The 12,745-nt window shown below is 65.5% G+C and carries 10 protein-coding genes; all 10 read left to right on the forward strand.

The window, feature by feature from the left end; genetic code table 11:
• Positions 1-31: 31 nt before the first annotated feature.
• The 10 genes from OKW29_RS24530 (at position 32) to bktB (ending at position 12,692) form a co-directional block, all read left to right on the forward strand.
• A complete protein-coding gene (locus tag OKW29_RS24530) occupies positions 32-1,282 on the forward strand; it encodes an RluA family pseudouridine synthase (RefSeq protein WP_429292931.1) in 1,251 nt (416 codons plus the stop codon).
• Positions 1,279-2,142, forward strand: a complete 864-nt coding sequence (gene pgeF / locus OKW29_RS24535) for a peptidoglycan editing factor PgeF (protein WP_429292932.1) — start codon at positions 1,279-1,281, stop codon at positions 2,140-2,142. Before OKW29_RS24530 ends, pgeF begins: the two co-directional genes overlap by 4 nt.
• A 606-nt stretch (positions 2,143-2,748) precedes the next feature.
• Positions 2,749-4,563, forward strand: a complete 1,815-nt coding sequence (gene phaC, locus OKW29_RS24540) for a class I poly(R)-hydroxyalkanoic acid synthase (protein ID WP_429294926.1) — start codon at positions 2,749-2,751, stop codon at positions 4,561-4,563.
• A gap of 196 nt (positions 4,564-4,759) precedes the next feature.
• Positions 4,760-5,941 carry an acetyl-CoA C-acetyltransferase gene (locus OKW29_RS24545; protein ID WP_429292933.1) on the forward strand — a complete coding sequence of 394 codons (1,182 nt, stop codon included), beginning with the start codon at positions 4,760-4,762 and terminating at the stop codon, positions 5,939-5,941.
• 227 nt (positions 5,942-6,168) lie between these two features.
• On the forward strand, positions 6,169-6,909 hold the full coding sequence (locus OKW29_RS24550) for a 3-ketoacyl-ACP reductase (protein ID WP_090805746.1): 741 nt from the start codon (positions 6,169-6,171) through the stop codon (positions 6,907-6,909).
• 137 nt (positions 6,910-7,046) lie between these two features.
• Positions 7,047-7,673 carry a polyhydroxyalkanoate synthesis repressor PhaR gene (phaR, locus tag OKW29_RS24555; protein ID WP_429292934.1) on the forward strand — a complete coding sequence of 209 codons (627 nt, stop codon included), beginning with the start codon at positions 7,047-7,049 and terminating at the stop codon, positions 7,671-7,673.
• 273 nt (positions 7,674-7,946) lie between these two features.
• Positions 7,947-8,990 (forward strand): tRNA dihydrouridine synthase, encoded by a 1,044-nt coding sequence (locus tag OKW29_RS24560; RefSeq protein ID WP_429292935.1) that lies wholly within the window; start codon positions 7,947-7,949, stop codon positions 8,988-8,990.
• A gap of 81 nt (positions 8,991-9,071) precedes the next feature.
• Entirely contained in the window at positions 9,072-10,466 is a 1,395-nt protein-coding gene (rimO, locus tag OKW29_RS24565) for a 30S ribosomal protein S12 methylthiotransferase RimO (RefSeq protein ID WP_187618771.1), read from the forward strand.
• 3 nt (positions 10,467-10,469) lie between these two features.
• Positions 10,470-11,420: a sugar kinase gene (locus OKW29_RS24570; RefSeq protein ID WP_090804664.1), complete on the forward strand. Its 951-nt coding sequence runs from the start codon at positions 10,470-10,472 to the stop codon at positions 11,418-11,420.
• A gap of 87 nt (positions 11,421-11,507) precedes the next feature.
• Positions 11,508-12,692 carry a beta-ketothiolase BktB gene (gene bktB, locus OKW29_RS24575; protein WP_184003465.1) on the forward strand — a complete coding sequence of 395 codons (1,185 nt, stop codon included), beginning with the start codon at positions 11,508-11,510 and terminating at the stop codon, positions 12,690-12,692.
• The last annotated feature ends 53 nt before the right edge of the window (positions 12,693-12,745 follow it).

Here is a 12,745-nt window from a genome sequence, read left to right on the forward strand (position 1 = left end):
TCTAGCTTTACGTCCAGGTGACCCAGATTCAATGACCCGCTCAAATACTCCAGGCGCCGCAGGCGCCGGGAATAGCAACGAAGATTATAGCGTAAGCGCCGACCCGGCCGACGCGTTGGGCGTCGATTCCCTCGACGACGATTTCTCCAGCGACGCGCTCGCCGCAAGCAGCCCGCAAGGCTCTGCGGCCGCGGCGGCACCCGTGCCCGTGCGCGCGGCCGCCGAAGCGCCGCGCAGCGTCGTGGTACCCGACGAACTGGCCGGCGAGCGCCTCGACAAGGTGCTCGCCAAAGTATTCCCGGAGTTCTCGCGCAGCCGTCTGCAAAGCTGGATCGAGGCGCAACGGGTGCGCGTCGACGGCAAGGCGGCGAAGATCCGCCAGCCGGTGCCGCTTGGCGCGACGATCGAGCTCGAGCCCGATCTGCTGCCCGAGCAGCTCGCCTTCACGCCCGAGCCGGTGCCGCTCGACATCGTCTACGAGGACGACACGCTCGTCGTCATCAACAAGCCGGCCGGCATGGTCGTGCATCCGGCGGCTGGCAACTGGAGCGGCACCGTGCTGAACGGGCTGCTCTACCGCTATGGCGAGTCCGCGGCGGGTCTGCCGCGCGCGGGCATCGTGCATCGGCTCGACAAGGAGACCTCGGGGCTGATGGTGGTCGCGCGCACGCTCGAGGCGCAGACCGACCTCGTGCGCCAGTTGCAGGCGCGCACGGTCAAGCGCCGCTACCTCGCGCTCGTGTGGGGCAACCTGCCCGAAGAAGGCACGATCGACGCGCCGATCGGCCGCGATCCGCGCGAGCGCACGCGCATGGCCGTGGTGACGGGCGCGGCCGGCAAGCCGGCGCGCACGCATTTCCGGCGCGTGGCCTCGGCGATCTGGCAGCGTCAGCCGGTCACGGCGATTCACTGCGATCTGGAGACGGGGCGCACGCATCAGATTCGCGTGCATTGCGCGCACATCGGTCATCCGTTGCTCGGCGATCCCGTGTACGGACGCGCGCGCGGCAAGCGCTCGGTCACGCCGCTGCCAGACGGCTTCGCGCGCCAGGCGCTGCACGCGTGGCGGCTCGGCCTGATTCATCCGAAGACCGGCCGCTCGATGCAATGGCGCGCCGAGGTGCCGGCCGACATCGAGGCGTTGTCGGCCGCGCTCGGTCTGGGTCGCGACGACGCGGGCGAGTTCGACGATGCGTATGGCGAGGATGAGGACTACGATGCATCGGTCGACGACGGCGCGTACGATGAAGACAGCGACCACGACGAGGACGATCACGCATGAGCACCAATCTCCCGGAGCTGGGTTTTGCCGATGTCGTGCAACCCGCATGGAACGTGTCGCCGCGCGTGCGCGCGCTCGTGACCACCCGCGACGGCGGCGTCAGCGACGCGCCGTTCGGCCGCTGGCGCGACGGCGCCGACCAGCCCGGCGGGCTGAATCTGGGCATGAAGACCGGCGACGATCCCGCCGCGGTCGCGAGCAATCGCGCACGGCTCGTCGCGCTTGCCGGTGTTCGCGAGGCCGCGTGGCTCGAACAGATCCATGGCGCCGGCATCGTCCGCGCCGAGGATGCGATCGCGCACGCGCGCGAGCATGGTGCGCCGGCGCGCGCCGACGCGAGCGTCACCGATGGCGCGGGCATCGCGTGCGTCGTCATGGTCGCCGATTGCATGCCGGTGCTGTTGTGCGACGAAGCGGGGCGCGCGGTCGGCGCCGCGCATGCCGGGTGGCGCGGACTCGCGGCGGGCATCGTCGAGCAGACCGCCGCGCGGGTCGCGGCGCTGGCGGGTGTGCGGGCGAGCGAGCTGCATGCGTACCTCGGGCCGTCGATCGGGCCCACCGCATTCGAAGTCGGCGCAGACGTGCGTGACGCCTTCATGACCGGTGCCGACGATGCACAACGCGACGCGACCGCGCAGGCGTTCGTCGCGCATCCCGCGAATGCCGGCAAATATCTCGCCGATCTGCCGGCGCTGGCGCGCCTGCGCCTGCAGCGGCTCGGCCTTACACGCATCAGCGGCGGCGATCTGTGCACGGTCACGTTGCGCGAGCGTTTTTATTCGTATCGCCGTGATCGCGAGACCGGTCGCATGGCCGCGTTGATCTGGATCGACGAACAGGCGCAATCAATTGCCGATTAATTCGGGATGGCGCGCGGGCGCATCTTGTCATACTTTTAAAATCGAGCCGTGGTTTTATTTCGCGTGAATGCGCACCGGGTCGTTATTCGCGAATCCCACTGCCGACCCCTCGCTGACGGCCCGTTCCCCGGGCTTCACACGCATTTTTTGTTGCGCTGCCGGAAGGCCCGCCGATAGCGCGAATCGCCCGCCGGCTGTGTGGGCGACCGAACGAATAAATATGCTTAAGTGCCATGCGCCCTAGGAGTTTTTCGGATTTACCCGCGGCAGGCCTCATTTGATTCGTTAAAGCGCGATTTGCCATACAGGGAAAACGATAATTAAAAAACTATCGCACTGCGGCAAAATCGGGAGCAAGCATTGACATGCCTTGTGATGGGGAGCAAGAATGTTCCTTCTAAGCTCCTCGTCGTTCATGGGACAGGGCGTGACGAAGTCGCGAGCAATCGCCACGTGCGCACGGACCTGCCTCTCAACCCGTCCGCAAGGACTTACCGGTCAAAAGCAGGTATGGCAGCATCTCATTCCTCAGCTTCCCCCAGCACCGACTCCTCGAAGGAGCAGACGCAGCAGGCCGGTACGAGCGGTGCATCGTCAGCCGCAGGCATGCAGCAATTTCTCGACGCCTGGATGAACGCCTGGCGTTCGTTCGGCGCGCAGCCCAGTGGCACGGCATTTCAGATGCCCTCAATGCCGCAGATGCCGGACCTTGCACAGATAACGGCGGGCTTCCCGCAAATACCGGCGTTTCCCGGCATGCCCGACTTCAGCAAGCTGGCCGCCGGTGCGTTGCCGTCGTTGCCGGGGCTGAGCATTCCCACCGCCGCGATTCCGCCCGAGCGTTTGCAGAAGCTGCAGACCGACTATTCGCGCGAGGCGATGGAGCTGATCCAGCAGGCCACCACGTCGGCGATCAAGGCGCCCGAGCTCAAGGACCGGCGCTTTAGCGCAGACGCCTGGAGCGCGGCGCCCGCCTACGCGTTCACCGCCGCGTGGTATCTGCTGAACGCGCGCTATCTGCAGCAGCTGGTCGACGCGCTCGACACCCAGCCGAAAACCCGCGAGCGCATTCGCTTCGCGGTCCAGCAGTGGACCGCGGCGGCCTCGCCGAGCAACTTCTTCGCGCTGAATCCCGAAGCGCAGAAAACGCTGCTCGACAGCAAAGGCGAGAGCTTGCGCCAGGGCGTGATGAACCTGCTCGCCGACATGCAGCGCGGCAAGATTTCCCAAACCGACGAATCGCGTTTCGCGGTCGGCGAGAACCTCGCGAACACCGAAGGCTCGGTCGTGTTCGAGAACGATCTGCTGCAGCTGATCCAGTACAAGCCGCGCACGGCGACCGTGCGCGAGCGGCCGCTCCTGATCGTGCCGCCGTGCATCAACAAGTACTACATTCTCGACCTGCAGCCCGAAAACTCGCTCGTCGCGCACGGGCTTGATTCGGGCCATCAGGTGTTCCTGATTTCGTGGCGCAACGCGGATCAGTCCATCGCGCACAAGACGTGGGACGACTACATCGGCGAGGGTGTGCTCACCTCGATCGACACCGTGCGCAAGATCAGCGGCCGCGAGCAGATCAATACGCTCGGCTTTTGCGTCGGCGGCACGATGCTCGCCACCGCGCTCGCGGTGGCTGCGGCGCGCGGCGAACATCCGGCCGCGTCGATGACGCTGCTCACCGCAATGCTCGACTTCTCCGACACGGGCGTGCTCGACGTGTTTGTCGACGAGGCGCACGTGCAGATGCGCGAGCAGAGCATCGGCGGCAAGAACGGCGCGCCGCCGGGACTGATGCGCGGCGTCGAGTTCGCGAACACGTTCTCGTTCCTGCGCCCGAACGACCTCGTATGGAACTACGTCGTCGACAGTTACCTGAAGGGCCGCACGCCGGTACCGTTCGACCTGCTGTACTGGAACAGCGACTCGACCAGTCTGCCTGGGCCGATGTACGTCTGGTATCTGCGCAACACGTATCTCGAGAACAAGCTGCGCGAGCCCGGTGCGCTGACCACCTGCGGCGAGCCGATCGATCTGTCGAAGATCGACGTGCCGACCTTCATCTACGGTTCGCGCGAAGACCATATCGTGCCGTGGCAAACCGCATATGCGTCGGCGCGGCTGCTCACCGGGCCGCTAAAGTTCGTGCTCGGCGCGTCGGGCCATATCGCCGGCGTGATCAATCCGCCCGCGAAGAAAAAGCGCAGCTTCTGGAAGCTCGATACCGACGCGAACACGCTGCCCGAAAGCGCGGACGAATGGTTCGACGCGGCGACCGAAGTGCCCGGCAGCTGGTGGCCGGAATGGACCGACTGGCTCGATCAGTACGGCGGTAAGAAAGTGAAGCCGCGCGCCAATTTGGGCTCCGAGGAATTCCCGGTCATCGAGCCGGCGCCGGGCCGCTACGTGCGGCAACGGGAGTAGGTTCACGCACAGGCTCGACGCGCGCGGACGGCATTGCTGTTGACGTCGGCATAGTGCGCAGTCGGCCGGTGCATAGGTGTTTGGCAGGTGAATGAGCGTCTGGTTGATGAAGGCGTGAGAGCAACGCAAGTTGCAACGCAATTTTTAACGTAACGGGCTGTGGCGCAGTTGGCCGGGATGCCCGGAGGATATGGAAATGACTGATGTTGTGATCGTATCGGCCGCTCGTACTGCAGTGGGCAAATTTGGTGGGTCGCTGGCGAAGATTGCCGCACCTGAACTCGGCGCGGTCGCGGTGCGCGCCGTGCTCGAACGGGCAGGCGTGAAGCCGGAACAGGTGAGCGAAGTTATTCTGGGCCAGGTGCTGACGGCGGGCTCCGGTCAGAACCCCGCGCGCCAGGCGCTGATCAAGGCGGGTTTGCCGGCGGCCGTGCCGGGCATGACGATCAACAAGGTCTGCGGCTCAGGTCTGAAGGCCGTGATGCTCGCGGCCAACGCGATCATCGCCGGTGACGCGGACATCGTCGTGGCAGGCGGCCAGGAAAACATGAGCGCCGCGCCGCACGTGCTGCCGGGTTCGCGCGACGGTTTCCGCATGGGCGACGCGAAGCTGATCGACTCGATGATCGTCGACGGCCTGTGGGACGTCTACAACCAGTACCACATGGGCGTGACGGCCGAGAACGTCGCGAAGGAGCACGGCATCACGCGCGAACAGCAGGACGCGTTCGCGGCGCTGTCGCAGAACAAGGCGGAAGCCGCGCAGAAGGCGGGGCGCTTCAACGACGAAATCGTGCCGGTCGAGATTCCGCAACGCAAGGGCGAGCCGCTGCGCTTCACCACCGACGAATTCGTGCGTCATGGCGTGACGGCCGAATCGCTCGCGAGCCTGAAGCCGGCGTTCTCGAAGGAAGGCACGGTCACGGCGGCCAACGCATCGGGTCTGAACGACGGCGCAGCCGCGGTGCTCGTGATGTCGCTGAAAAAAGCGGAAGCGCTCGGCCTCACACCGCTCGCGCGCATCAAGGCATACGCGAACGCGGGTGTCGATCCGAAGGTGATGGGCATGGGCCCGGTACCGGCTTCGCGCCGTTGCCTCGAGCGCGCGGGTTGGACGCCGGCCGACCTCGACCTGATGGAAATCAACGAAGCGTTTGCCGCGCAGGCGCTCGCCGTGCACAAGCAGATGGGCTGGGACACGTCGAAGATCAACGTGAACGGCGGCGCGATCGCGATCGGCCACCCGATCGGCGCGTCCGGTTGCCGGATTCTCGTCACGCTGCTGCACGAAATGCAGAAGCGCGATGCGAAGAAGGGTCTGGCGTCGCTGTGTATCGGCGGCGGCATGGGTGTCGCGCTCGCGGTCGAGCGCGTTTAAAGTACGCTGGGTACGCCGCGCGCATTCACGACCGGTCGCGCGCGGTCTTCGCCAGCACAGGCATCTGGCCGCGCGGCACGCCAACTGGCGGTGCCGCGCGTTGGAACAGGTGACTCGTGCGGGCAGTGCGCGTTGCCAGACGGTCGCCCGGCGGCAACGCGAACCAGCATCAGGCGAGGCACGAGGCCGCCGGCAGGCGCCTCGACAACGATAACGGAGTGTGGTTTATGACACAGCGAATTGCGTACGTAACGGGCGGCATGGGCGGCATCGGCACCAGCATCTGCCAGCGTCTGCACAAGGAAGGCTTCAGGGTGATCGCCGGCTGCGGCCCGAATTCGCCGCGCCGTGCGAAGTGGCTCGACGAGCAGAAGGTACTCGGCTACGACTTCGTCGCCTCCGAGGGTAACGTCGGTGACTGGCAATCGACCAAGGACGCATTCGACAAGGTCAAGGCCGAAGTCGGCGAGATCGACGTGCTGGTCAACAATGCCGGCATCACGCGCGACGTCGTGTTCCGCAAGATGACGCACGAAGACTGGACGGCGGTGATCGACACCAATCTGACCAGCCTGTTCAACGTCACCAAGCAGGTGATCGACGGCATGGTCGAGCGTGGCTTTGGCCGGGTGATCAACATTTCGTCGGTGAACGGCCAGAAGGGCCAGTTCGGCCAGACCAATTATTCGACCGCGAAGGCCGGCATTCATGGCTTTACGATGTCGCTCGCGCAGGAAGTGGCGACCAAGGGCGTGACGGTCAACACCGTGTCGCCGGGCTACATCGGCACCGACATGGTCAAGGCGATCCGCCCGGACGTGCTGGAAAAAATCGTCGCGACGATTCCGGTGCGCCGCCTCGGTCAGCCGGACGAAATCGGCTCGATCGTCGCGTGGCTTGCGTCGGAAGAATCGGGCTTCGCCACGGGCGCCGATTTTTCGCTGAACGGCGGCTTGCATATGGGCTGAGCCATCGGCGCGCCGGACCGGAAGGCGGCGCGCTTCGGCTCAGATGGTTTCGCCGGCGTCCCGGCTGCGCAATGGATTCCGTTGCACAGCCCGGACGCCGTTTCCGCGTTTGCTTAACTCGAGCTTAAAGGCGTTACATGACTACTACTACAAAGAAAACGGCCGAACGACTGATCAAGAAATATCCGAATCGTCGGCTCTACGACACCGAGACGAGTACCTACATCACGCTGACTGATGTGAAGCAACTCGTGCTCGATCAGGAAGATTTCAAGGTGATCGATGCCAAAAGCAACGAGGACCTGACGCGCTCGATCCTGCTGCAGATCATTCTCGAAGAAGAGAGCGGCGGCCTGCCGATGTTCTCGTCGTCGATGCTGTCGCAGATCATCCGGTTCTACGGTCATGCGATGCAAGGCATGATGGGCACGTATCTGGAAAAGAACATCCAGGCCTTCATCGACATTCAGGCGAAGCTTGCCGACCAGTCGAAGAATCTCTATGAAGGCAAGGCGATGAACCCCGAAGTCTGGTCGCAGTTCATGAACATGCAGGCGCCGATGATGCAGGGCATGATGACCAGCTACATCGAGCAATCGAAGAACATGTTCGTGCAGATGCAGGAGCAGATGCAGAATCAGGCGAAGACCATGTTCGCCACGTTCCCGTTTACGCCGGGCGGCACGGTCAACGCGAGCAATGCGAGCAATGCGAGCAATGCGCCGGCCACGCCGCAGGCCAATCCGGAGACGGAGAAGAAGTGAAGGAGTGAATGGCGGCGAGCTCGCGGGAGTGCAGCCGCCGACGCGCTACAATGGCGGCCCGCGCGGGGGGACGCTGTTCCGTCGGAACCGGATTCCGGCCGCGGCTCGATGTCCGTTGCGTCCACTGCCGGCACACCGCTGCTTGCGCCGTTACCGTTTCTTCCGCTGGACCCGTCCTATGTTTCAGACCGTCTCCCTGATCGCGTCAGCGTCTTCCGTTGCGAAGGCCGCGCGGATCATTCTGCTCTGACTCGCCGTTCACCCACACCGCTCATGAGCCGGCTGTTTCTCGCCCCGATGGAAGGGCTCGCTGACTATGTGCTGCGCGACGTGCTGACGAGCGCGGGCGCTTTCGACGGCTGCGTGTCCGAGTTCATCCGCATCACAGGCTCGCTGCTGCCAACCCGCGTCTACGAGCGCGAGGCGCCCGAAATCCTGCACGCGAGCGTGACCGCCAGCGGCACGCCGATGGTGATCCAGCTGCTCGGCAGCGATCCCGAGTGGATGGCACGCAATGCCGCGTACGCGGCCATGCTGTCGCCCTACGGTATCGACCTGAACTTCGGCTGTCCCGCCAAAGTCGTCAATCAGCATGGCGGCGGCGCGATGCTGCTCGCGAACCCGAAGTTGCTGAACCGGATCGTCTCGGCCGTGCGCGCCGCGGTGCCTGCCGATATCGCTGTGACGGCAAAAATGCGCCTCGGCGTGTCCGACACGTCGCGGGCGATCGAATGCGCGCAGGCGCTCGCGGACGGCGGCGCGGCCTCGCTCGTCGTGCATGCGCGCACGCGCGACGACCGCTATCGGCCGCCTGCGCACTGGGAGTGGATCGCGCGCATCGACGACGCCGTCGACGTGCCCGTCATCGCGAACGGCGAAGTCTGGACGGTGGGGGACTGGCAGCGTTGCCGTTCGGTCAGCGGCTGCGCGGACGTGATGATCGGGCGCGGCGCCGTGTCGGATCCGTTCCTCGCGCAGCGAATCCGCGGGCTCCTCGACCCGTGTCCATCTGCCGACGAATGGCAGCAGGTGCTGGGTTCGATCGTCGGCTACATGAACAAGCTGCGGGCGCATGGCACGCTGACCCATGAGCACGGCCGCGTCAAGAAGTGGCTCAGCTACCTGCAGCGGACCTGGCCGCAAGCCGCCGACCTGCATGCGGCGATCCGGCGAGTGCAGGACTCTGACGAAATTCTTACGGTAATCGGCCAGGCGCTGGCGGCCGGAGCCGCGTCGGCGCCGACGCGTCAGCACGTTTCCAGCGACGAAAATAGCGAGCTGAATCAACCCGATCCTGCCGAACCCATCCCCGTTTGAAGACTAGAATTCAAAGACTTACGAGCGGTGGCGGTGGCGAACCGCTACAATTCAGGGTTTAACGTCTTCAAGCGGTTCCCCATGTCTTCCAGCCCCTCGAACGCTCCGGCCGTGCCGGGCGCCACGCCGAAAGTCGGCTTCGTCTCTCTCGGCTGCCCCAAGGCCCTCGTCGATTCCGAGCAGATCATCACCCAGTTGCGCGCCGAAGGCTACGAAATCTCCGGCACCTATGACGGCGCGGACCTCGTGGTCGTCAACACCTGCGGCTTCATCGACGAAGCCGTGCAGGAAAGCCTCGACGCGATCGGCGAAGCGCTCAATGAAAACGGCAAGGTGATCGTCACCGGTTGCCTCGGTGCGAAGAAGAGTGCGAGCGGCTCGGGACTGATCGAGGAAGTGCATCCGAAGGTGCTCGCGGTGACCGGCCCGCACGCACTCGGCGAGGTGATGCAGGCGGTGCACAGCCATCTGCCGAAGCCGCATGATCCGTTCGTCGATCTGGTGCCCGCCGCGGGCGTCAAGCTCACGCCGCGCCACTACGCGTACCTGAAGATTTCCGAAGGCTGCAATCACCGCTGCACGTTCTGCATCATCCCGTCGATGCGCGGCGATCTGGTGTCGCGCCCGGTCGCGGAAGTGATGCTCGAAGCGGAGAACCTGTTCAAGTCCGGCGTGAAGGAACTGCTCGTGATCTCGCAGGACACGAGCGCATATGGCGTCGACGTCAAATACCGCACCGGTTTCTGGAACGGCAAGCCGATCAAGACGCGCATGACGGATCTGGTCGCCGCGCTCGGCGAACTCGCCGCGCAGTATGGTGCGTGGGTGCGCCTGCATTACGTGTATCCGTATCCGAGCGTCGACGAAGTGATTCCGATGATGGCCGAGGGTCCGTACAAGGGCCATGTGCTGCCGTATCTCGACGTGCCGTTCCAGCACGCGCATCCGGAAGTGCTGAAGCGCATGAAGCGCCCGGCCAACGCCGGGAAGGTGATGGAGCGCGTCAAGGCCTGGCGCGAGATCTGCCCCGATCTGACGATCCGCAGCACGTTCATCGCCGGCTTTCCGGGCGAGACCGAAGAGCAGTTCGAGACGCTGCTCGATTTCATCCGCGAGGCGGAGCTCGATCGCGTCGGCTGTTTCGCGTATTCGCCGGTCGAAGGCGCGAGCGCGAATGAACTCGACGGCGCGCTGCCCGATGAAGTGCGTGAGGAACGTCGCGCGCGCTTCATGGAAGTGGCCGAACAGGTGTCGGCCAAGCGCATCGCGAGGAAGGTCGGCAAGACGCTGAAGGTGCTCGTCGACGAAATCAACGCGGACGGCGGCATCGGCCGCACCGCGGCGGATGCGCCGGAGATCGACGGCGTCGTCTATATCGCGCCGTCCGCCAAGGCGTCGAAGCGCTACAAGGTCGGCGATTTCGTGTCGGTGAAGATCACCGGCGCGGACGGCCACGATTTGTGGGGCGAGGTCTAAGCGATGACGCACAGCGCGGCCGCACAGCCTGAAGCTCACACACCGGACATCCTCGCGCTCGGCGAGGCGATGATCGAATTCAACCAGTCGGCGAAGGATCAACCGAACTACCTGCAAGGCTTCGGCGGCGACACGTCGAACTTCTGCATCGCGGCCGCGCGCCAGGGTGCGAGGACCGGCTTCGTGTCGGCGGTCGGCGCCGATCATTTCGGACGCCTGCTGGTCGATCTGTGGGAGCGCGAGCAGGTCGACACGTCGTTCGTGCGCATCGATGCGCAGGCGTCGACCGGCGTCTACTTCGTGTCTCACGGCCCCAACGGCCACGCGTTCGACTATCTGCGCGCGGGCTCGGCGGCGAGCCGCTATGCACCCGCCGATCTGCCGCGCGACGCGCTCGCGGCGGCGAAGGTCGTCCATCTGTCCGGCATCAGTCTCGCGATCAGCGTCAGCGCCTGCGACGCCGCGCTCGAAGCGATCGCGCATGCGCGCGCGAATGGCGCGCGCGTGAGCTTCGACACCAATCTGCGTCTTAAGCTGTGGCCGCTGGCGCGGGCGCGCGCGGTGATGCTCGAGGCGATCCGCCAGACTGACATCTGCCTGCCGAGCTGGGACGATGTGACCGAACTGACGGGGCTGACCGGCCGTGACGAGATCGTCGATTTTCTGCTGTCGCATGGGCCGGGCGTGGTCGCGCTGAAGCTCGGCAAGGACGGCTCGTATATCGCGACGCCGAACGAGCGGCGCGTCGTGCCGGGCCATGTCGTCGACGCGGTCGATGCAACCGGCGCCGGCGACTGTTTCGGCGGCGCCTTCATCGCGCGCATCGTCGCGGGCGACGATCCATTTGCCGCCGCGCGCTACGCGAACGTTGCCGCCGCGCTGTCCACGCAAGGTTATGGCGCGGTCGCGCCGATTCCGTCGCGCGAGACCGTCGAGCGGCGGCTGGCGAACTAGGTTTTACGTAAGCCGCGCGCGGCGCAGCATGGCCCGCGCTGGTGCAATCATCCAGGCAGACTGGAGAGACAACAGGAGGGACAAGCGATGCAACGGGACGTAGTGGTGGTAAGTGGTGTGCGCACGGCAATCGGCACGTTCGGCGGCAGCCTGAAGGATTTCGCGCCGACCGATCTCGGCGCGCGCGTGGTGCGCGAAGTGCTCGAGCGCGCGAGCGTGTCGGGCGACGAAGTCGGACACGTCGTGTTCGGCAACGTCGTGCACACCGAGCCGAAAGACATGTATCTCGCGCGCGTCGCCGCGATCAACGGCGGGGTCGCGCAGCATACGCCCGCGCTGACCGTGAACCGGCTGTGCGGCTCGGGCTTGCAGGCCATCGTCTCGGCCGCGCAAAGCGTGCTGCTCGGCGATGCCGATATCGCGATCGGCGGCGGCGCTGAAAACATGAGCCGCGCGCCTTACTCGATGCCGGCCGCGCGCTTCGGACAGCGCATGGGCGACGCGCGTCTGGTCGACATGATGGTCGGCGCGCTCAACGATCCGTTCCAGTCGATCCACATGGGCGTGACCGCCGAGAACGTCGCGCGCAAGTACGAGATCTCGCGCGACGCGCAGGACGCGCTCGCGCTCGAGTCGCATCGTCGCGCGGCCCACGCGATCACGAGCGGCTACTTCAAGGAACAGATTCTGCCGATCACGATTGCGTCGAAGAAGGGCGACGTCGTGTTCGACACGGACGAGCACGCGAGGCTGAACGCAACGGCGGACGACTTCGCGAAGTTGAAGCCGGTGTTCGCGAAGGAAAACGGCACGGTGACGGCGGGCAACGCCTCGGGCATCAACGACGCGGCCGCGGCCGTCGTACTGATGGAGCGTAGCGTCGCCGAGCGGCGCGGCGTGAAGCCGTTGGCGCGGCTCGTGTCGTACGCGCATGCGGGCGTCGATCCGGCGTATATGGGCATCGGCCCGGTGCCGGCGAGCCGCAAGGCGCTCGAGCGGGCGGGTCTCACGGTCGCCGATCTCGACGTGATCGAGGCCAACGAGGCATTCGCCGCGCAGGCCTGCGCGGTCAGCAAGGAGCTCGGCTTCGATCCGGCCAAGGTCAATCCGAACGGCTCGGGCATTTCGCTCGGCCATCCGATCGGCGCGACCGGCGCGCTGATCACCGTGAAGGCGCTGTACGAGCTGCAGCGCATCGGCGGGCGCTATGCGCTCGTCACGATGTGCATCGGCGGCGGGCAGGGGATCGCGGCGGTTTTCGAGCGTCTGTGAGCGCGCACGGCAGGCCGGCGCGACATGGGTAGCGAGCAGGGACCAGTAACAAG

Source organism: Paraburkholderia sp. CI3 (assembly GCF_050436505.1).
Classification (GTDB): domain Bacteria; phylum Pseudomonadota; class Gammaproteobacteria; order Burkholderiales; family Burkholderiaceae; genus Paraburkholderia; species Paraburkholderia tuberum.

Coding starts and splice junctions, on each gene's coding strand:
- OKW29_RS24530 (WP_429292931.1), top strand. CDS start 32: ATGACCCGCTCAAATACTCCAGGCGCCGCAGGCGCCGGGAATAGCAAC.
- pgeF (WP_429292932.1), top strand. CDS start 1,279: ATGAGCACCAATCTCCCGGAGCTGGGTTTTGCCGATGTCGTGCAACCC.
- phaC (WP_429294926.1), top strand. CDS start 2,749: ATGCAGCAATTTCTCGACGCCTGGATGAACGCCTGGCGTTCGTTCGGC.
- OKW29_RS24545 (WP_429292933.1), top strand. CDS start 4,760: ATGACTGATGTTGTGATCGTATCGGCCGCTCGTACTGCAGTGGGCAAA.
- OKW29_RS24550 (WP_090805746.1), top strand. CDS start 6,169: ATGACACAGCGAATTGCGTACGTAACGGGCGGCATGGGCGGCATCGGC.
- phaR (WP_429292934.1), top strand. CDS start 7,047: ATGACTACTACTACAAAGAAAACGGCCGAACGACTGATCAAGAAATAT.
- OKW29_RS24560 (WP_429292935.1), top strand. CDS start 7,947: ATGAGCCGGCTGTTTCTCGCCCCGATGGAAGGGCTCGCTGACTATGTG.
- rimO (WP_187618771.1), top strand. CDS start 9,072: ATGTCTTCCAGCCCCTCGAACGCTCCGGCCGTGCCGGGCGCCACGCCG.
- OKW29_RS24570 (WP_090804664.1), top strand. CDS start 10,470: ATGACGCACAGCGCGGCCGCACAGCCTGAAGCTCACACACCGGACATC.
- bktB (WP_184003465.1), top strand. CDS start 11,508: ATGCAACGGGACGTAGTGGTGGTAAGTGGTGTGCGCACGGCAATCGGC.